The sequence below is a fragment of the Castellaniella sp. genome (assembly GCF_049671645.1).
Taxonomy (GTDB): Bacteria; Pseudomonadota; Gammaproteobacteria; order Burkholderiales; family Burkholderiaceae_B; genus Castellaniella.
On record NZ_JBATVG010000016.1, the window covers coordinates 62,180 to 82,960 of the forward strand.

General features: G+C 66.8%; 16 protein-coding genes and 1 tRNA gene. 8 read left to right on the forward strand and 9 right to left on the reverse strand.

Annotated features, from left to right (window positions below):
- Positions 1-8 precede the first annotated feature (8 nt).
- Positions 9-950, forward strand: a complete 942-nt coding sequence (locus WBG56_RS07780; RefSeq protein WP_424266952.1) for a DMT family transporter — start codon at positions 9-11, stop codon at positions 948-950.
- A 12-nt stretch (positions 951-962) separates the two neighbouring features.
- On the opposite strand, the gene WBG56_RS07785 is transcribed toward WBG56_RS07780, so the two are convergent.
- From WBG56_RS07785 to WBG56_RS07795, 3 genes are all read right to left on the reverse strand, one after another.
- Positions 963-1,448, reverse strand: a complete 486-nt coding sequence (locus WBG56_RS07785) for a GlcG/HbpS family heme-binding protein (RefSeq protein ID WP_424266954.1) — start codon at positions 1,446-1,448, stop codon at positions 963-965.
- Between the two features lie 103 nt (positions 1,449-1,551).
- Positions 1,552-2,184 (reverse strand): response regulator transcription factor, encoded by a 633-nt coding sequence (locus WBG56_RS07790; RefSeq protein ID WP_424266956.1) that lies wholly within the window; start codon positions 2,182-2,184, stop codon positions 1,552-1,554.
- On the reverse strand, positions 2,184-3,713 hold the full coding sequence (locus WBG56_RS07795) for a sensor histidine kinase (RefSeq protein WP_424266958.1): 1,530 nt from the start codon (positions 3,711-3,713) through the stop codon (positions 2,184-2,186). Before WBG56_RS07795 ends, WBG56_RS07790 begins: the two co-directional genes overlap by 1 nt.
- Before the next feature lie 237 nt (positions 3,714-3,950).
- Between WBG56_RS07795 and WBG56_RS07800 the strand changes: the two genes are divergently transcribed.
- Positions 3,951-4,289, forward strand: coding sequence for a hypothetical protein (locus tag WBG56_RS07800; RefSeq protein WP_424266960.1), 339 nt, complete (start codon positions 3,951-3,953; stop codon positions 4,287-4,289).
- Between the two features lie 4 nt (positions 4,290-4,293).
- A complete protein-coding gene (locus WBG56_RS07805) occupies positions 4,294-4,701 on the forward strand; it encodes a DUF2231 domain-containing protein (RefSeq protein WP_424266962.1) in 408 nt (135 codons plus the stop codon).
- A gap of 402 nt (positions 4,702-5,103) precedes the next feature.
- Here WBG56_RS07805 and WBG56_RS07810 read toward each other — a convergent pair.
- Positions 5,104-5,179: transfer RNA gene (locus WBG56_RS07810), tRNA-Lys, on the reverse strand.
- Positions 5,180-5,246: 67 nt separating this feature from the next.
- Between WBG56_RS07810 and WBG56_RS07815 the strand changes: the two genes are divergently transcribed.
- Positions 5,247-6,044, forward strand: a complete 798-nt coding sequence (locus WBG56_RS07815; protein WP_424266964.1) for a metallophosphoesterase — start codon at positions 5,247-5,249, stop codon at positions 6,042-6,044.
- On the opposite strand, the gene WBG56_RS07820 is transcribed toward WBG56_RS07815, so the two are convergent.
- Positions 6,030-8,111 carry a glycoside hydrolase family 31 protein gene (locus WBG56_RS07820; RefSeq protein ID WP_424267040.1) on the reverse strand — a complete coding sequence of 694 codons (2,082 nt, stop codon included), beginning with the start codon at positions 8,109-8,111 and terminating at the stop codon, positions 6,030-6,032. The genes WBG56_RS07815 and WBG56_RS07820 overlap by 15 nt on opposite strands.
- 269 nt (positions 8,112-8,380) lie before the next feature.
- Positions 8,381-10,246, reverse strand: coding sequence for an FAD-dependent 5-carboxymethylaminomethyl-2-thiouridine(34) oxidoreductase MnmC (mnmC, locus tag WBG56_RS07825; protein WP_424266966.1), 1,866 nt, complete (start codon positions 10,244-10,246; stop codon positions 8,381-8,383).
- A gap of 92 nt (positions 10,247-10,338) precedes the next feature.
- Between mnmC and WBG56_RS07830 the strand changes: the two genes are divergently transcribed.
- The 4 genes from WBG56_RS07830 (at position 10,339) to mgtE (ending at position 14,392) form a co-directional block, all read left to right on the forward strand.
- The gene (locus WBG56_RS07830; protein WP_424266968.1) at positions 10,339-11,178 is read left to right on the forward strand and encodes an inositol monophosphatase family protein; all 840 of its coding nucleotides are present in this window, start codon (positions 10,339-10,341) and stop codon (positions 11,176-11,178) included.
- Entirely contained in the window at positions 11,175-12,374 is a 1,200-nt protein-coding gene (locus tag WBG56_RS07835) for a M20 aminoacylase family protein (RefSeq protein ID WP_424266970.1), read from the forward strand. The genes WBG56_RS07830 and WBG56_RS07835 overlap by 4 nt, the downstream gene beginning before the upstream one ends.
- Positions 12,375-12,507: 133 nt before the next feature.
- On the forward strand, positions 12,508-12,900 hold the full coding sequence (locus tag WBG56_RS07840) for an acyl-CoA thioesterase (RefSeq protein ID WP_424266972.1): 393 nt from the start codon (positions 12,508-12,510) through the stop codon (positions 12,898-12,900).
- A 7-nt stretch (positions 12,901-12,907) separates the two neighbouring features.
- Complete coding sequence (mgtE, locus tag WBG56_RS07845; protein WP_424266974.1) at positions 12,908-14,392, forward strand: magnesium transporter; 1,485 nt, start codon at positions 12,908-12,910, stop codon at positions 14,390-14,392.
- A 239-nt stretch (positions 14,393-14,631) separates the two neighbouring features.
- Here mgtE and betT read toward each other — a convergent pair whose 3' ends face one another.
- The 3 genes from betT to WBG56_RS07860 all read right to left on the reverse strand — a co-directional run bounded on the left by betT (position 14,632) and on the right by WBG56_RS07860 (position 20,781).
- Positions 14,632-16,800, reverse strand: a complete 2,169-nt coding sequence (gene betT, locus WBG56_RS07850; protein WP_424266976.1) for a choline BCCT transporter BetT — start codon at positions 16,798-16,800, stop codon at positions 14,632-14,634.
- A 165-nt stretch (positions 16,801-16,965) separates the two neighbouring features.
- Complete coding sequence (gene secA / locus WBG56_RS07855; RefSeq protein WP_424266978.1) at positions 16,966-19,713, reverse strand: preprotein translocase subunit SecA; 2,748 nt, start codon at positions 19,711-19,713, stop codon at positions 16,966-16,968.
- 102 nt (positions 19,714-19,815) lie between these two features.
- The gene (locus WBG56_RS07860; protein WP_424266980.1) at positions 19,816-20,781 is read right to left on the reverse strand and encodes a M23 family metallopeptidase; all 966 of its coding nucleotides are present in this window, start codon (positions 20,779-20,781) and stop codon (positions 19,816-19,818) included.

The following is a 20,781-nucleotide window of genomic DNA, read 5'->3' on the forward strand; positions in this document are numbered from 1 at the left end:
ATCGTGCCATGAACGCACACACGAACTCGTCATCCCCCTCATCCACGGCCCCGGGAACCCCCTTGCGCGGCGCCCTGCTGGTACTGGCAGCAGGCCTGTGCTGGGGCACGACGGGCACCGCCCAGAGCTTCTCCGACGCGGCGCTGTCCCCCTACTGGGTGGGGGCCCTGCGCCTGCTGGTGGCGGCGCTCTTTTTCCTGGCCTATGCCGGCTGGCTTCTGGGTCCGGCCCGCCTGGGCCGCGAGCTGTCCGATCTGTGCTGGAAACAGGCCATCTGGGCGGGCGCCTGCATGGCAGGCTACAACCTGACGTTCTTCGCGGGGGTCAAGATCACTGGCGTGGCGGTCGGCACGGCGCTGGCGCTGGGCAGCGGTCCGATCTGGGCAGGGCTGCTGCAGATCCTGTCGGGCGCGCGGCCGAGCCGGGGCTGGTGGCTGGGCACCCTGCTGGCGGTGGGCGGCGGCGTGTTGTTGGTGTCCGGCCGCGGCGGCGACGTGCTGGCGGATCCGCTGGGCATCAGCCTGTGCCTGGCATCCGGTCTGACCTACGCGCTGTATGCGCTGATCAACAAGAAACTGGTCCACCGGTCGGCGCCTTCCGTCACGACATTGGGCGTGTTCTCGGTGGGCGCGGTGCTGGCGCTGCCAGCCGCATGGCTGCAGGCCGGGCCGCTGCAGATCACCTCATCCGGCTGGCTGGTGGTCGGCTTCCTGGGAGTGGCCGCCACGGGCATCGCCTATCTGCTGTTCACCACGGGTTTGCGCAGCATCAGCGCGGCCAGCGGCGTGTCGCTGGCGCTGATGGAACCGGTGACCGCCTTTCTGTTGGCCATCCTGGTGGTGGGAGAACGGCCCGACGCGCCGGCCTACGCGGGCCTGGCGGCCTTGCTGGCCGGCCTGGCCATCGTCATCCGGGCGGAAACACGCCGCCCGGAAAGCTCCCCTGCATGATCCGGAACGGATTTACAGCGTGGCGCCGATAGCTTTCAGACCTTCGGTCGCGCAAGCGGCATCGATATCCCCCGAGGGGGCGCCGCCGACACCGATACCGGCCACCAAGGCTTTCTCGAACTTGACGGGCAGCCCGCCCGCCTGGATCACCATGCGGGGATCCATGTCGCGCAGGCCGTCATTGGCCGGCTTGGAGGCGATGAAGTCAGCCAGGCCTGCCGTATCGCGGCCCATGGCGGCCGAGGTGAACGCCTTGCCCTGGGCGCTGCTGACCGTGTGCGGGCCCGAGCGGTCCGCCTTCAGCACGACTTGAGTCGAACCGTCGCGACCGACCACGACGGCGCTGACGTTGAAGCCCTTGGCGGCGCAGGTCTTGACCGCGACATCGGCCGCCTTGACCGCCAGGTCCAGAGGCAGATAAGGCTGCGTCGGCAGATCCTTGGCGGAAACGGCGAAGGGGGACAGCAGGGCGACAGCGACGGCAAACGAACGGATCATGAGATTTCTCCAGAGAAGTAGTGAGGGAAATCTTAAGATCGCAGCCGTTTCAGCGATATTCGTAGGCCTGGCGCGGATCTCCGTAGATCTACGCAGACACCGGTCAGGCTTCCCGCCGGGCGCCCGCGGACAACAGCCCCTGCCCCTCCAGCCAGAGACGGCTCATTTCGACCTGCGACGTCGTGCCCAGCTTGGCGCCGATCGCGGCGCGATGGCTTTCCACCGTGCGCACGGACAGGCCCAGGCCCTCGGCAATCTCCCGGCTGGTATAGCCGGCCGCGACACGGTCCAGGATCTGACGCTCACGCGGCGTGAGCGCCTGCAGCAGCGATCGCAGTTCGGACAACTCCGCCTGGCGCCGCAGGCGCGCCGACAGCATGTCCTGCGCCTTCTGGATGGCATCGATCAGGTCCTGCTCATCGATCGGCTTGGACAGATAATCCACGGCCCCCTGGCGAAAGGCCTTTCTGCAGGCCTCGATGTCGCCATGACCCGACATGATGATCACGGGCCAGTCCAGGCCCTCATCGACCAGCTGCTGCTGCAGCTTGAGCCCCGACACCTGCGGCATGCGGATGTCCAGCACCAGACAGCCGGGCGCCAGGCGCCCGCGCTGCGCCAGGAACCGCTGCGGATCCGCAAAGCCCTGCGCCTCGATGCCGACCGTGGACAGCAGCAGCATCAACGCCTGGCGCACGGCATCATCGTCATCCACCAGATAGACCGGATGGGCCATCAGTCATCTCCCTCGGAACGCCCCGGAAACGGACAGGCAGGCCACTCGACCCTGAAACAGGCCCCTGCGGCAGCCCCGTCGTCGACCAGGGTGATCTCGCCATCGACCCGCTCGACCAGGCGGCGGCACAGAGCCAGGCCCAGGCCTGTACCCCCCTCGCGCCCCGTGACAAAGGGCGAAAACAGTTGCGCTCGCAATGGCTCGGGCACCCCCGGCCCATTATCCCGGATCAGCAGGATGACCCGGCCGTTCCGTTGGGATAGCGTCACTTCGATATGGGCCTCGTTTTCCAGGGCGCCGACGGCATCCAGCGCATTTCGCAGCAGATTGAAGACCACCTGCTCCATCTGGACCGCATCGGCGCGAATGCCGACAGGCTCATCGGGCGCCTGGATCCGCAACCGCACCCGATGCGCGGCCAATTCCGATGCCAGCAGCGTATGGACATGATCCAGCACCCGGCGCACGTCCACCACGGCGGGTGGCTGGCTCCGGGGGCGCGACCAGTGACGGAAGCGTTCCAGCAGGGCGGCGCCCCGCTTGGCCTGAACCACCACATCATCCAGCGCCTGCGTCGCCCTGACCGGGTCGCCCTGCGCCAACAGCCTGCGGCCAGCCTGGGCGAGCGCCAGGATCGAGGTCAGCGGCTGCGTCAATTCGTGCGCCAGACCGCTGGCCATCTCGCCCATGGCATTGACACGATGCGCATGGGCCAGGCGCGAATCCAGCGCGCTGATCCGCGCCTGTTCAAGCGCGGCGCGGGCCCGGGCGCGGCTTTGCCGGATCAGCGCCAGCCCCGCGCCTACCGCGCTGACCAGCAAAACAGCCAAGGCCAGCACAGCGGGGTCCAGCAAGGCGGCCGGCTGGATCCGAAATGCCGTATCCAGCACGAGCGCCTGGGACGCGCTGCCCAGCTCCTGAGAAAAATGAAGATTCAGCCACCCGCCCCGTAACTCGTCCGGTGTCCTGCCGCCCGGCAGCATCAATCGTTTTGCAGCGCGATCCTGGTCCCAATACCCATCGTTTCCCTGGATCAATTGCGCCGTATCGACCCCCAGGGCCAGCCCATACCGGGCCTCCGCCGTATTGGGGCTGCGCTTGACCAGCAGATAGCCATCGGATCGCCCGGGATACGGAATCAGCGCCGGCTGCCCCGTCGAACCCAGGGCGGCATGCCGCACCGCCGCCCACACCGCCTGGTCCGGCGCGCCCAGCCCGACCGCCCTCAAAGGGCCGGCCAGGGGGACCAGCCAGATCTCCCTGATCCGGGGGTAATAGCGACGCACGGACTGGGCGACTTCCAGGAACAGGTGGTGGTCCGGATCATCGGGCGCCAGCGCGACCGCGGACAAAGTCGTCAAATGGGCATCATGCTGGCCCACCAGCTGAGAGGCCTGCCGCAACAAGGCCGTGCTTTCCTGCACGAAGCGCTGTCTCTGGACCTGCCACTGCCAAAGCGCGACGGCGACGGCCGTCAGGACTACCAGCAGGCACCAGGCGCCCGCCAGGACTGCGCGACGGCGATTCATGGAAAGCCCCGGGGCAAGCGGCGCATGCCCCCGGCAAGCCATGCGCCCGGCGCATCTCGCAGTGCCATCAAACCCTCCCTGGCGGCATGTCGAACATCCCTGGATTCTACAAGGCGTCCCTCCACGAGGGTAGCGGACAGCCCGCGTGAAACGAATGAGGGCGAAGCAGCATCTATTGGGCAAGGCCGGAAGAGCACGCGCCATAACCGGCCATGACCCCATCAGGAGAAAATCCAAATGTTGACCGCAACCCTACTGGTCTTTGCCATCGCCGCCGTCGGCGGTCTGATCCTTGCCGCGCACGTCCTGCGCGGCAAATTCGCGCCCTGGGCGCTATCCGTGCTGCACGCGCTGCTGGGCGCCATCGGCCTGATCCTGCTGATCACCATGCTGGTGCAGGGCAATACCGCCCAGCAGGTGCTGACCGGCTTCATCATCCTGCTGATCGCCGCCTTGGGCGGGTTCTTTCTGGCGTCCTTCCATCTGCGCAAGACCCTGCCGCCCAAGGCTGTCGTGATCCTGCACGCGGCACTGGCAGTCATCGGCTTCCTGACCCTGCTGAGCCTCGCCCTGTAACGCCATGCGCCATCCTCTTCATCCCGCGCTGGTGCACTTCCCCGTCGCCTGTTGGTCGCTGGCCACGCTGGCCGACTTCGCCGGCCTGTGGTTCGGTGAAACCGCCTGGCAATGGTCCGCCGGGCTGCTGGCGGTCGGCTGTCTCACGGCCCTGGCCGCCATGACGGCGGGGCTCATGGAGCTGGCCCGGATCCCCGATGGGCCCGCTTTGCGGGACACGTATTGGCATATGGGCATCATGCTGGCGGCGTTCGCGCTCTTCACCGCCCGCCTGCTGATCGGCCAGGACCATTTGCAGCCGCTGGCCCCGGACGCCCTGGCGCTGGCGATCGACGCTCTCGGCTTTGCCGCGCTGGCGGCCGGCGGCTGGCTGGGCGGCCGGCTGGTATACGGCCACGGCATCGGACGCTAACGCGCCGTCCGGTTGATCCGTACAGTTCAATCCGGACGGATGCGCCGCCCAGACGGACCACGGCGGTCGCTATCGCTGCGGCCCGGTGCGACCCGCGCACGGCCAGCCCGGCCGTCCAAGCGGCGTGACAGCACGGAAACACACAAAACACGCAATGAGCGGTCCGGGGACGTCGCGCCCGAAGGGCGCGGCAGCGCCTGGCCGGGATCCGGCACGCCTGGAACGGCGTGCTTTGGAATGCGGGGAAACACATATTCACACGCCTTGAATCTGGCCGCAGAATATCCATAGGGATGTTTGCTGCTTCAGGCAGGCATGCGACAAGAAAGGCGCGGGGGTGACCGAATTGATCGCGGGCCTGGCAGCCCATTCGGCGAAGTGATGGATGAATCCAGGAAGAATTGGTGGGTCGTGCGCGGCTCGAACGCGCGACCAACGGATTAAAAGTCCGGTGCTCTACCGACTGAGCTAACGACCCAACCTAAGCATTAAATTTTGACATCATATGAAAATCTCGTCAAGTAGCCCAGGGAGGGCTGACCGCCATGTCAGAATCCCATGATCCCGCAGCCCTGCGGCTGCACATCGTATCCGACTTGCATCTCAGCATGCAGGGCCTGGCCCTGCCCGACATCCAGGCCGACGTCACCATCCTGGCGGGCGACATCGCCCGCCCGCTGGCCGCGATGCAATGGGCGGCGCAGATTCCGCGCCCTGTCCTGTACGTGCCAGGCAACCATGAATTCTACGGCGGGGACATTCCGGGGGTGCGGGCGCAACTGGCGCAAGCCGCATCCCGGCACGGCATCGCACTGCTGGACCAGGGGACCGCGGTCATCAGCGGGGTCCGTTTCCTGGGCGTCACGCTCTGGACGGATTTCGAGCTGTTCGGCACCGACCAGCGCGACCATGCCATGGACCAGACCGGGCAATTCATGCGCGATTTCCAGGTCATCCGCAACGGCGACGGATCGCGCTTCACGCCGCAAGACGCAGCGGCCTTGTTCCGGCAGCAATACGACTGGCTGGACACGATGCTGGACGAACCGTTCGACGGGCCGACCGTCGTCATCACGCACCATGCGCCCAGCTTGCGCAGCGTCCACCCGCGCTTCGAGGACTCCCTGATCAGCGCCGGCTTCGTATCCGACTGCACGGGGCTGATGGGCCGCGCCTGCCTGTGGGTGCACGGCCACACGCACGACAGCTTCGATTATGTCGTGCGCGGCACCCGTGTCCTGTGCAACCCCCGGGGCTACTGCCGCGACGGGGTCGACGAGAACCCGGCCTTCAACCCCGGGCTGCGCGTCGAAGTGCCGATCACCGAATCATCGCGCCCGTGAAATCCGCACTTCCGCGCCGCGGCGTTTGACTTCCAGGCCCTCGGACGGCAGGATTTTCAAGCCCTCCAGCCCCTTGATGTAGCTGGACCCCTGCATCTGCATGACGCGGATCTTGTTGCGCATGACGACCGGGTTGTGTTCCGGCATGCCGAACATCCAAACTTCTTCCAGGATGCGGGCGGAATTGATTTCGCCGGTATGCTGGGCCACCGGCCCCAGGCACAGCATATGCCCTTCGCGGCCAAACACCGGCAGGGAATCCAGCCCGGCGCTCACGGTCCAGCGGGTGCCGCCTTCGTAGCGCCAGCCCGTGCTCAGGTCCCACCAGGCGTCGCCCTTGGGCAGATAGACCTCGGTTTCCCCCCCCGGCTGCATGACGGGGGCCACCAGCAGCGCCGGCCCCAGCAGATACTGCGTATCCCAGACATGCGCATCCGGATCGGCCGGGTACGCCTGCACCATGGAGCGCTGCACCGGCAGACCGGTGCGCACGGCGTCGTCGATGATGCCGGCCACGTACGGCAGCAGGCGATAGCGCCACTGCAGCCAATGTTTGACGATGGCGCGGGTGTCCGCGTCGAAGGCGTCCGGCATCAGGTCAGGGCGGCCCTGGAAGCTGAAATTGGCGGAAAACACGCACATCGCCAGCCAGCGCAGGTACAGCTCCGGAGACATGTCCCGGCTTGCATGCAAGACGCTGCCCAGCCCATGCGTCTGCACGGCCACCCCGCTGTTGCCGACCGACAGCGCGGCATGCAAGGTGCGGGCATACCCGTCCCAGGTGTTGTCCACGTCCGGCCCCTGCTGCCAGGCAAACCGCTGCGAGCCCGGGAACAGGTCGCGGCTGAGCATGACGCCTTCCTGGGGCGTGCGCGGCCCGGCCACGGCATCGAACAGAGCGCGCCGGGCGAGGTGCGGATAGGCAGTGCGCAGCACCGCGCCGGACTCGCCGCCCCTGGCCTCGACATCCGGCGGAAAATCGAATTGCGCCTGACAGACGGGGGCATCCAGGCCGTCTTCCAACGCCTGCTGATGGCGCTCGGTCCACAGCCGGGCAGCGTCCTTGTGCGTCAGATCCAGCAGCCCGAAGGGCTGGCCGCCCGACGCCGGCGTGCCGGGACACACCCAGGCAGCCCCATCGGCGTCGCACAACAACCAGCCCCGGTCTTCCCATTCATCGAACAGGGCGGTGCCCTGCAGCACCCCGGGAATGGCGCTGCCGGCCAGATGAATATCCAGGGATTCGGCGGACGAGACCAGGGCGCGCCAATCGGGGACGCGGCCGGACCATTCAAAGACCGGCTTGTCCGCCTGGAAGCCCACGATGGCCGGGTCGGCCAGGCGCAAGACATCCAGCGCCAGGCCCTGCGACCGCAGGCTGCGGATCTGTTGCAGGCTGTCGTCGACGGTCTGCCCGGCGGCCTGATCCAGCCAGACCCCCATGGGCCAGAGATTCGGCTGGCCGGCGCGCCCGGTCAGGGCCGTATATTGATTGAGGATTTCAGACGGATCGCCGACGAACAGGAAGACGTCCAGGCCGGCCCCGCGCACCCGCACCCGGTAGCGGCCAGGCGTGCGCGTATCGTGTTCGACCTGATCCAGCGTGTTGGCCGCCGCCCCCCAGCCACCCGGCGTCCAGGCCAGCGGCAGGCTGCGATCGGCCGGCCTGTCCGACACCAGAAGACTGCCGCGCCGATCGGGATCCCCCTGGGTTTCGCCCAGTCCGAACAGGCCTTCGGTATCCCCCAAAGACCAGTCGATCGACCACATGCGCACGCCATCATCCCCGACGGCGGGTTGAAAGGACACCCGGGCCCGCGCCACGCGCAGATCCTGGCGCAGCAACTGGATGGAGGGTTCGGCCCCACCGATCTGCAGGCTGGTATCCCCCTGCGTCAGGCGCCAGACCCCGGGTTCGGGGGACTGGCAGTCGAATTCGCCGACGGCTTCGTGCCGGGCCAGCAGCATATCGGCCTGGCGCTGCGCCCGCGCCGTCAGTTTCCCAGGTTCCAGCCAGGCGCGCGGGCCGCAACGCAGACGGTAGACACCGGGTGCGTGGGCTTCAATGCGTAAACACCATTCATCAGAATGGTAGGCCCATTCGACGCAGGACGACGTCGTGGTGACCGGGCCAGTCTCGAACAGTTGGTCCGCCAATTCGATGGTGGGCGACACAGCGTGATCCTCTGGGCGATGCGCCCACATGAGTCTTGTAAAAGACATTATTCTGACGGATTTGCGCCATAAAATAAAATCCGACTGCGGTTCAGGCCCAAAAACCGCCGTTCACACCCGATTTCCAGGCGATTTCGCCCGCATGACGCTACCGATCCGCGTCAGCGCGCACGAATCCGGTGCTGCAATTCACGTTCGATCGGCCAGGGCTCCAGATCCAGCCGGGCCGCGATCAGGTCGCCGGCCAGCGCCGACCAGCTCAAGCCTCTGGACCCGTAGGCGCATGCCAGCCACACCCCCGGCAACCCGGGAACGGCATCAATGATGGGCAGATGGTCGCGCGTCGCCGCCCTCCAGCCTGCCCAGCCCAGCGGGGCATCGCGCCCCAGCCAGGGCAACGCCCCGGCCGGCAGCCATGCGCCGAGCCGCTCCAGAATTTCGCGGTGCCCCTCCGGATCCACCACGCTATCGGCGCCTCCCGGCCGATAGGTGCTGCCGGCCACGGCCCAGCCGTGGCGCGGCGGCAGGCAATAGCCATTGCCCGACACAATGCACGACGGCATCCCGGACTCGGACGGCGCCACCGGGTAGAGACTGACCTGCCCGGCCAGCGGCGTCATTCCCGCCAGCACCGGCCAACCGGACAGGGGCGCGCAGGCCGCCAGCAACGGCCCGGCATGCCGGGCATTGGCCAGCACGACCTGGTCGGCCCGCCCCAGCACGGCGCCATCGTCGCCCAACAGCGTCCAGCCGTCCTCTGGCGCGGGCCGCAGGCTCCCCACCCGTGCGGCGTGGCGCGTCACGCCGGGCCGCGACAGCAAGGCTGCGGTCAGCGCACCGGGGCAGACACGCAAGGCCCTGGGAAACCACAAGCCGCCGTGCTGCAAGGGCACGCTCGCCTGGCGGCCGGCCTCGGCCGCGTCCAGCCAGCGCACCCATGCCTCGGGGAACTGCAATCCCGACAGCGCCAGGCGCTGCGCCCCGGCATGATCCGCCGTCTGCGCGCAGACCAGAGCCCCGCAGGGATCGGGCCGCGCCTCGTCATCCAAGCCTCGCCACCGCGCCCAGGCGCGACTCAGGCCCGCGCGGCTGAGACGGGAGCGCGTATCGTCATCCGGGCTCAAGGCGGGCACCAGGGCGGCGGCCCCCCGTTGCCGAATCCCCGCATCCACGTCCAGTGCGCAGCATGGATCCCAGACCTGCACATCGTGCCCCCGCAAGGCCAAGGCCTGGGCCACCCCCGCCCCGGCCAGGCCCGCGCCGACGACCGCCACGGTCTGCCGGCGCCACGGAGGCGGCGACACCCCCAGGTTGGGACGCAGCACGGCCACCATCGTTTCGTGCTTGCCCGCCAGCCCCGGAATCTTGCGGACCAGGAATCCGGCATCGCGCAGGTCGCGCCTCACCTGGCCGGCGGAACACCAGCTGGCTGCCGTCGCCCCGACCCTGGACAACCGCCGCAATTGCCCGAAGACCATGGGCGACCACATGTCGGGATTGACCCGAGGCGCAAAGCCGTCCAGGAAGAAGGCATCGACCGTGGCCTGCGCCTGCCGGGCGGTACGCCTGATATCCCCGAAATACAAGGTCAGGCTCACGCGCCCGTCCGCCAGATCCAGGCGATGCACCCCCGGCAGCAGCGCCGGCCAGCCGGCCGCCAGTTCGTCGGCCAGCGGCTGCATGTCGCCGGGCAGTCGATCCCAGGCGCGGCGCAGGTCCGGCACTGAAAACGGGTGTGCCTCGAAGGCCAGATAATGCAGGCGGGCGCTGCGGCGCGGATCGTCACGCCAGGCCTGCCAGGCGGTCAGGAAATTCTGCCCCAAGCCAAAACCGGTTTCGCAGATCGTGAAAGCCTCGCGTCCCTGCCAGCGCTGCGGCAGATCATTGCCCCGCAGAAAGACATGGCGGGCCTGCGCCACCGCCCCCGCCTGACCGTGATACACATCGCCATAGCATTCGCTGCGCGGGACGCCCTGCGCATCTTCGCTCCACCGGGCGGGGGTCAATCTTTCATAAGGGCCGGACATGGCGGGACACTCTCTGGATGCTCACGTACAATGAAACACGCCACGCAGGCCGGCTGGCGGCCTCGTGGGCGCAGCACAGGAACGATACTGACATGTTGACACCGCATCTCCTGTCGGCCGACTCTCTGGACGCCGCCGTCACGGCCGCCCACGCAGCGGCAGCCATTTTACAAACCCACGCCCTGCACCGCAGCGAGCTGGTCATCGACACCAAGCAACGCAACGACCTGGTTTCCCAGGCCGACCGCGAGGCCGAACAGGCCATCATCGCCATCCTGCGGGAACGCACGCCGGACATCGGCATCATCGCCGAAGAATCGGGCGGGCAGCCGGGCAGCCAGGCCACCTGGTGCATCGACCCCCTGGACGGAACGACCAATTTCCTCAGCGGCATCCCGCATTATGCGGTGTCCATCGCCCTGATCGGACATGCCGGCTGCAAACCCGACGGCCAGACGCCTCTGCCCCAGGACACGCCCCTGATCGGCGTCGTCTACGACCCCAACCGCCAGGAACTGTTCTCCGCCCTGCACGGCATCGGGGCTTGGCTCAACGGCCGACGCATCCAGTGCTCGCATACAGAATCCCTGGACCAGTCCGTGCTGGCCACCGGCTTCCCCTTCCGGGATTTTTCCTTCGAACCGCAATACATGCCAGGCTTCCTGGACGCCATGCACCAGACCCGCGGCGTGCGTCGGCTGGGGGCGGCCTCCCTGGACCTGGCCTGGACGGCGTGCGGGCGTTACGATGGCTATTGGGAAATGGGCCTGGCCCCCTGGGACGTCGCAGCGGGCACGGTCCTGGTCCGGGCCGCCGGCGGCGTCTGCGAAGACCTGCGCCGCCAGGACCCCTGGCCCCAGGGCGGCTATGTCATTGCCGCCAACCCGCACATCGCCCTGGCCCTGGATGCACTCATCACCCGACATCTATGAAACAAGCGATCCTCGACACTCTGGGCGACTGGCTGCCCGACATGACCGACATCCGGCGGTCCATCCACGCCTGGCCCGAACTGGCCTTCCAGGAAGTCCGCACCGCCGATACTGTGGCCCGCCTGCTGGAATCATGGGGCATCGAAACCCACCGGGGCCTGGGGGAAACCGGGGTCGTGGGCCGCATCGCGGGCGCCCAGGCGGGCCGATCCATCGGCCTGCGGGCCGACATGGATGCGCTGCCCATGCCCGAGGCCAATACCTTCCCCCATGCCAGCCGCAACCCAGGCGTCATGCACGCGTGCGGCCATGACGGCCACACGACCATGCTGCTGGCCGCCGCCCGCTATCTGGCGCAACACCGCGATTTCCCGGGCACTGTGCAGGTGATCTTCCAGCCCGCCGAAGAAGGCGGGGGCGGCGCCCGGCACATGATCGAGGACGGCCTGTTCGATCAATTCCCCATGGACGCCGTCTTCGGCATGCACAACTGGCCGGGGCTGCCGGTCGGCACCTTCGGCCTGACCGAAGGTCCCATCATGGCATCCAGCAACCGCTTCCAGATCACGCTGCAAGGGCGCGGCGCCCACGGCGCCATGCCGCACCTGGGGGTCGACCCGGTCGTGGCCGCCGCCCAACTGACGCTGGCATTCCAGACCATCCTGACCCGCGACCAGGATCCGCTGGACGCCGGCGTCATCAGCGTGACCCAGATCCACGCCGGATCGGCCGATAACGTCATCCCCGACCAGGCGGTGCTGCGCGGCACGGTGCGCACCCTGTCCACCCCGGTGCTGGACCTGATCGAATCGCGCATGCGCGACATGACGCAGCACCTGGCCGCGGCCCTGCGCTGCACGGCCGAGTTCCAGTTCAGCCGCGAATACCCGGCCACCATCAACCACCCGGCGGAAACAGCCCTCAGCACCCAGGTGCTGAACGACCTGGTGGGCGCGGACCAGGTGCGCACGGCAGTGCGCCCGTCCATGGGCGCCGAGGATTTCGCCTTCATGCTGCAGGCCCGCCCGGGGTGCTACATCTGGATCGGGAACGGCGACGGCGATCACCGCAGCGCCGGCCACGGGCTGGGCCCCTGCACGCTGCACAACGGCAGCTACGACTTCAACGACGACCTGATCCCGCTGGGCGCCGCCTACTGGATCCTGCTGGCGCAGCGCTATTTGTCCGCCTCATAAGCCGCGTGGCCCGCGGCGGACCCGCCCGCCGATGCCCGGGGAAGCCCGGACATCGAACCTTGCCAGGCGCTTGCCGTAAAATACGCCCGGAGCCAGGGCCGCCCGCCCGCGCCACCCATCCGCCGAGGACGCCATGTCAACCACCCTGCCCCCGCACAACTATCCTGCCGTGCTGCGCGTCATGCCCATGCCGGCCGATGCCAACATCCACGGCGACGTCTTCGGCGGCTGGATCATGTCCCAGGTCGACATTGCCGGCTCCATCCCGGCGACCCGCCGCGCCGCGGGGCGCGTGGCCACCGTGGCCGTGAACGCCTTCACCTTCAAACAGCCCGTCTTCGTCGGCGATCTGCTCAGCTTCTACGCCACCATCACCCATACGGGCCGCACGTCGGTCACCGTGTCGGTCGAGGTCTACGCCGAGCGCCAGCGGCTGGAAGCCGAGGTCGTCAAAGTCACCGAGGCCACCCTGACCTACGTGGCCACCGACGAACACCGCCACAGCCGCCCCCTGCCGCCGATCTGAGGACGCCATGGCCGATCAGCCGGTGCTCGAAACCCCCACATCCGTCGTGATCCCCCGCCGCCTGGATCCGGAAGATGCGCAGTTGGCCTTGCAGGAACTGCAATCCATCCTGAAGCGCCAGGAAGTGGTGGATTCGCTCGCCCAGCGCCAGCACGACACCGAGGACGAAGACGGCTCCAACCTGCTGGAGGGCATGCTGCAGCGGCAGCACGAGGACGAGATCCGGCAGATCATCAACGTCCTGCACCCGGCCGACATCGCCTTCATCCTGGAGTCCCTCCCGGTCACGCAGCGCCAGGTCGTCTGGCAACTGGTCAGCCAGGAATACGACGCCGACGTGCTGCTGGAAGTCGAAGACTGGGTCCGCGAGTCGCTGATCGAGTCCATGGACCACGAGGACCTGATCGCGGCCACCGGCAACATGGACGCCGACGAGATCGCGGACCTGGCGCCCGACCTGCCCGCCGATGTCATCGCCGAGGTCCAGAAAGGCCTGACCGACGCGGAGCGCGCCCAGCTGATCGCAGCCATGGGCTACCCGGAAGACACCGTCGGCGCCATCATGGACTTCGACATGGTGCGGGTGCGCGAGGACATCACGCTGGAAGTCGTGCTGCGCTACCTGCGCCGCCTGCACGAGCTGCCCGACCACACCGACCAGATCTTCGTCGTGGACCGCGCCGACCAATTGCGCGGCACCCTGTCGTTGTCGCGCCTGCTGCTCAGCGAACCCGACACTCTGGTCAATGCCGTCATGGAACCCGACGTGCTCAGCCTGAATCCCATGGATTCGGACGCCGACGCCGCCAGCGCCTTCGAACGCTACGACCTGGTATCCGCCCCCGTGGTGGACGAGCAGGGCCGCCTGATCGGCCGCGTCACCATCGACGAAGTGGTGGACGTGCTGCAGGAAGACTCCCAGGAACAGGAACTGTCCCGCGCCGGCCTGCAGGAAGAAGACATCTTCGCCCCCGTCCTGTCGGCGCTGCGCAACCGCGCGCCCTGGCTGCTGGTCAACCTGTGCACGGCATCGATCGCATCGCTGGTCGCCTCGCGCTTCGAGGACACGGTCAGCCACATCGTGATCCTGGCCTTCCTGATGTCCATCGTCGCCGGGATCGGCGGCAATTCGGGCAACCAGACGATGACCATGATCATCCGCGCCATGGCCACGGGCCGCGTGACAGGCGCCAATATCTGGCAACTGGTGAAGCGCGAACTGCAGGTGACCTTCATGGTGGGCACCTGCGGCAGCCTGGTCGCCGCGACATTCGCCTGGATGATTTCGGATTCCTACGCGATCGCCGCCGTGATGATGGCCGCGATGGTGGGCAATATGCTGATCGGCGCCACCCTGGGCGTGCTGATCCCGCTGCTGCGCGACCGCTTCGGCAAGGACCCCGCCATGGGGTCATCGGTGCTGCTGACCTTCGCCACGGATTCGCTGGGTTTTTTCCTGTTTCTGGGGCTGGCGACCCTGTTCCTGCTGTAATTTTTCTTGTGCAGCAACTCGGTCAGGCCACCACGGCGACGCTGGCTCCCCCAGGCAAGCCGAGGAGCCGCCTCCAATAACACACCACAAGCCCCGCCCCAGGACACCGCCGAGATCCAGCGCAAGAACCCCGTCAAGCCCCTACCGAAGACACCCACAGGGACACCCCGAGCCCGACTGCCCCCCGATAGGAAACGCCGGGAGCCCCTGGCAAAACCCCACCCACGCCACACCACTCATCACGCAGTAGCGCTCGTGAGCGACGACAAGTGCGCCTCGTAGCGTTCGAGTATGTCGTCGATCACCTGCTGCTTGGTCAGGCCCATCAGGTCATAGCCGCCCGACCCGGTCGGGGTCAACACTTCCAACCGATAGTAGACGTCGGTCTCGCGCGACATCCGGCCACTGAACATCGGCACCCGCGCCTCGACGACGGCGACGTGGTATTGAAAGGCGCTGAAGGCATCCATCGACACCCGCAGCAGCGGCTCCTCGACGCCACCGGCGTTGGTCACCACGCTGCGTTCGACCTCATAGCCCTGGTTGCGGAACTCGGCGGCGACCTCGTCCAGGGCCGGCCGCACCGTGCGCCCTAGAAACTGGGCGACCTGGCGCAAGGAAGGGAACATGAGCATCTGCTCAAGCCGTTGCTTCCACGATCGCTCCGGCACCAGACCGCCGATCGGGGCGACAGTCCGCCTGCGCAACACCTGCCCCTCGCGCTCCGCCCGCTCCATCCGCAACGCTTTGTAGAAGGATGCCATGACCAGGTAGGCGATTATCGTCACCGGCAGCGCGAAGATAAGAGTGGCGTACTCCATCGTCGTCACGCCCCCCGCGAGCAGCATCGCCACGGTGAGCACCGCGGTGAGCACGGCCCAGAAGATGCGCAGCCATTTCGGCCCGTCGTGCGACGGATCCGGGATCGAGGCCGAAAAATTCGCCGTCACCATCGCGCCCGAGTTGGCGCTCGTGAGATAGAACAGCAACCCGGAAAACGTCGCCAACCCGATCAGGAACATCGCCCCCGGGAACATTTCCAGCAACGCGTACCAGCCTCGCTCCGGACTCCGGACCGCGAGTTCGGCGAAGGCGGTGTTGCCCTGCAAGACCTGGAACAGCGCCGAATTCCCGAAGAGTGAAACAATGATGAAATCGCACAGCACGGGGGCGGTGATCGCCGCGATGACGAACTCGCGCAGCGTGCGACCGCGCGAGATGCGGGCGAGAAAGACGCCGACGAATGGTCCCCACGCGAGCCAGAATGCCCAGAAGAACAGTGTCCACCCAGCCATCCACTGGGAGCCGCCAGGCTCGTAGGCGAAGGTCTGCAACGTGCGCGCGGGGAACGTGACAATGAACTGGCCGATGTTCTCGACCAGGGCGTTCAAGAGGAAAGCCGTCTGCCCGGTGAGGAGAATGTAGATCATCATCGCCACGGCGCTCCAGAGGTTCAATTCGGAGATCCAACGGATGCCGCGGTCGACACCGGACGTGGTGGCCAGGACAGTCAGGACCACCGCGCCGATGACCAGCGCGATCTGCAGCGCCAGGCCCTGTTCCAGGCCGAAGAGCAACGAAAACCCCACACTCAGCAGGACGACGCCGATGCCCATCGACGTGGCGACGCCGAACACGGTGCCGACCAGGGCGACGAGGCTGATGCCGTCGCCCAACAGGCCACGCGTGCGCTTGCCGAGCAGCGGATAGAGCGCCGCGCGAATCGACAGAGGCATGCTCCACCGGTAGGCGAAATATCCCATCGCCATGCCGAGCAGCGCATACATCGACCAGCCCGCGATGCCATAGTGGAACATGGTCCAGACGACCGCATTCTGCAGGGCGGCGGCCGTGCCGCCCTCGCCGGAGGGCGGATGCAGGTACTGCACGACCGGGCCGGTAACGGAGAAGAACAGCAGGTCGATCCCGACACCGGCGGCAAACAGCATCGCGACCCAAGTCCCCAGCCCGTACTGCGGTCGAGAGTCATCGGGGCCGAGCCGCACACTGCCCTCCTTGGAAAGCGCGACCCAAAGCACGAAGCCGATCACGAGCGTCATGGTAAGCACGTAATACCAGCCGAGGTTTATCGCGATCCAGTCGACGGCGGCTTTCATCTCGATGCGAGCATCGTCGGGAACGAGGATGGCCCATATCGAGAACGCCAGGATCACCACCGACGAGAGCAGCAAGACCCGCCAGTTGACATGCGCCACCGGGAGTTCAAGGATTTCCTGAGGCCCCCTGCTGAGATCGCTGCGCGAAACCGGCCCGTCATCTTCGGCCAAACGCTCGGGGCGGCGCTGCGTGCCGCCGAATCGGCTGCGCTCGAGCTGCGGATTCGGCCTGGGCGCCAACGTGTCCGGATGGGCTCGCGAGCGTGCCTCGTCAGGTGGATCTAGCGGCATAGCTTGACTCCTGCGTCGGGATGCATCCTGTGCAGTCTAGCGGCAAGGAGAGACCAGCGCCAATAGGTCAGGCGACCGCGCCCCCTTCGTCAGGCGGTGCCCTGGGGCGGTGCCGAGCTCTAACGCAAGAAAAAGGCCGGGATCCAATCCCGGCCTTTTGAAGCACTACGCCAATTTACCGTGGCAGTGCTTGTACTTCTTCCCGCTGCCGCATGGACAAGGATCATTGCGCCCCACCCGGGGCACCGCCCCCGCAGGCATGCTGTCGGAAGCACCGGGAGCCTGATCCAGCCCCGGGTCATCCCCGCGCAACGCCGCGTCGTAATCCGCATGGTGATAGCGCACGTTTTCCAGCGCCGGAGAGGCAGGTTCCTCGACCTCCACCTGCTCCGCCGACTGGATCCGCACCGTCATCAGCACGCGGATCGTCTCATTGCGGATCCGGTCCAGCATATCCGAAAACAGCGTGAAAGCCTCGCGCTTGTAGGCCTGCTTCGGGTCCACCTGGGCATAGCCGCGCAGATGAATCCCCTGCCGCAAGTGATCCAGCGACGCCAGGTGCGACCGCCAGTTGCTGTCCAGCGCCTGCAGCAACACAGAGCGCTCGAACGGCCCCCAGCCCTCGGCCCCCACCAGGGCGACCTTTTCATCGTACAGACGCTTGGACTCGGCCAGAACGCGTTCCAGCAGATCATCGTCCGTCAGGTTGGGTTCCTTCTCCAGCATGTCGGCCAGCGGCATCGGCATCGCCCAGTCCGACTCCAGCGTCGTCTGCAGACCCGGGATATCCCACTGCTCTTCCATCGTTTCCTCTGGAACGTAGCGGCGGAAGACGGCCGTGATTTCCGCATCGCGCAGATTGGCGATCGTCTCGGCCACCGAGGCCGATTCCAGCACCTCGTTGCGCTGGCCGTACAGCACCTTGCGCTGATCGTTGGCTACGTCATCGTATTCCAGCAATTGCTTGCGGATGTCGAAGTTGCGGCCCTCGACCTTGCGCTGAGCGGACTCGATCGAACGCGACACCATGCGGGCCTCGATCGGTTCGCCTTCCGGCAGGCGCAGGCGGTCCATGATGGCGCGGACCCGGTCGCCCGCGAAAATGCGCATCAGGGAATCGTCCAGCGACAGATAGAAACGCGACGAGCCCGGGTCCCCCTGGCGGCCGGCCCGGCCGCGCAGCTGATTGTCGATACGGCGCGATTCATGGCGTTCCGTGCCGATGATGCGCAGGCCCCCGGCCGCCTTCACGGCCTCGTTGGCCGGCGCCCATTCGGCGCGGATTGCAGCGACGCGGGCGTCCTTTTCTTCCGGACTCAGATCGGGATCGGCGCGGACCAGGTCCACCTGTTTGTCGACACTGCCGCCCAGCACGATATCGGTCCCGCGGCCGGCCATATTGGTGGCGATCGTGATGTGGCCCGGCTTGCCGGCCTCGGCCACGATCTCGGCCTCGCGAGCGTGCTGCTTGGCGTTCAGCACATCGTGCGGTAGACCGTCCTTTTTCAGGGCATTGGACAGCAGTTCGGAGTTTTCGATGCTGGTGGTGCCCACCAGCACCGGCTGGCCGCGCTTGTGGCAATCGACAATGTCCGCCAGGATCGCCTGGTATTTTTCCGCATCCGTCTTGAAGACCTGGTCGTTCTGGTCTTTGCGGGCCATCGGCCGGTTGGTCGGGATGATGACCGTTTCCAGGCCGTAGATCTCCTGGAACTCATAGGCCTCGGTGTCGGCCGTCCCCGTCATGCCCGCCAGCTTGTCGTACATGCGGAAATAATTCTGGAACGTGATCGAGGCCAGCGTCTGGTTTTCGTTCTGGATGCGCACGCCTTCCTTGGCCTCGACCGCCTGATGCAGACCGTCGGACCAGCGGCGCCCGGCCATCAGGCGGCCGGTGAATTCGTCCACGATCACAACCTCGCCGTCCTGCACCACGTACTGCTGATCGCGGTGGAACAGATTGTGCGCCCGCAGCGCCACCAACAGGTGATGCATCAGGGAAATATGGCGCGGGTCGTACAGGGATTCGCCTTCCGGCAGAATGCCCTGCTGGGACATGATCTGCTCGGCCTTGATCTGCCCGGCCTCGGACAAGTGAACCTGCTGGGCCTTTTCGTCGACCCAGAAATCGCCTTCCGGTTCGGGTTCGTGCGGCTTGGGCTCTTCCGTCATGCGCGTCAGCAGCGGCGGCACCGCGTTCATGCGCACGTAGAGTTCGGTATTGTCTTCCGCCTGGCCGGAAATGATCAAAGGCGTGCGGGCCTCGTCGATCAGGATGGAGTCGACCTCGTCCACAATGGCATAGGACAGGCTGCGCTGGCGGCGGTCTTCCGGACGGAATTCCATATTGTCGCGCAGGTAGTCGAAGCCGTATTCGTTGTTCGTGCCGTAAGTAATGTCGGCCTGGTAGGCGGCGCGCTTTTCCTCGTTTTCCTGCTGCGGCACGACAACCCCCGTCGTCATGCCCAGGAAACCGTACAGGCGCCCCATCCACTCGGCATCGCGCCGGGCCAGGTAATCGTTGACCGTCACCACGTGCACGCCGCGTCCCGGCAACGCATTCAGGTACACCGCCAGGGTGGCCATCAGGGTCTTGCCTTCGCCAGTGCGCATTTCAGCGATCTTGCCGTTATGCAGCGCGATGGCGCCCAGCATCTGCACGTCGAAGTGGCGCATGCCGAAGACCCGCTTGCTGGACTCGCGCACGACGGCAAAGGCCTCCGGCAGCAGGGAATTCAAGGACTTCCCATCGGCAATGCGTTGACGGAATTCGGCGGTCTTGGCCTTCAATTCGTCGTCGGACAGCGCCTGAACGGAGGGCTCGAGCGCATTGATCTGTACGACCTGCTTGCGGTACTGCTTCAGCAGCCGGTCATTACGGCTGCCAATGATTTTTTTGAGCAGAGAAACCATAGTATGTCGTCGCTGCGGGCCGGTCCTGCATCGGGCAGGGCCGGCAACCGGAAGATTGTCAGGCACGGTCACTGAACAGTGACCGCAGGTAAACGATGCAGTTTAACGCAGCTGGGGACCACCCGCTTTGGCCGCGTTGCCGGTCGCCGCCAGGCGCAGGGGCCCGGACGCTTCCAGCGGCTGCCTGCCGGGCTGAATGAACAGCGTCGGGTCCAGCGGGTAGTCGGCCATGCGGATTTCAAAGTGCAGATGCGAGCCCGTCGAGCGGCCGGTGCTGCCGACCCGGGCGATCAGATCGCCCTGACGCACGATGTCGCCCGCTTTGACCAACAGGCTGGACGCATGCGCATAGCGCGTGCGCAAACCGTTGCCGTGGTCGATTTCAACCATCTTGCCGTAACCGCGCTGGGTCCCCGCCCGCACCACCAAGCCGCCGGATGCGGCCCGGATCGGCGCCCCCCGAGGGGCCACGAAATCCAGGCCCTCATGCATGGTGTTGCGGCCACTGACCGGATTGCGCCGCCAGCCGAACGAGGAGCTGAGCGCCGGATAATCGACGGGCGACAAGGTCGGCAGGCTGGCCTGGAAACCGGCCTGCTTCGACAAGGCGGCATCCACCAGGGCGTAGGCGTCTTCCTGATTCGCCAGCCGCTGGCCCAGGGCGTCGATATGCCGCCCCAACTGTTCGGCCGAGCCGACCGACGGCAGCGCCGCGTCCTGCTCGGGAATGTCATCCAGCACCTGCGAAGCATCGGCCTGCGGCAGCCCATCGGCCGTCACGCGGCCGGCCGGCGCCAGTTCCGGGGCGCTGTAGTTCAGACCGGCCGCCGTGGCGATCCGGCTGCGCACCGCTTCCATGGCCAGCACCCGGCCCTGAAGTTCGCCGACTTTTCCGGCCAAGCCGGACAGATTGCCCTGCAAGGTGGCGGATTCCTGCTGCAAGCGGGCATCCAGCGCCTGCCGTTGCCCCGCATCCAGCCCGCGCGTCTGCCAGGACTGCCATTGCGCGCCGCCCCAGGCAGCCAGCGCCAAGGCCAGCACCAGCCCGCCGCCCTTTGCCAGCCGCAC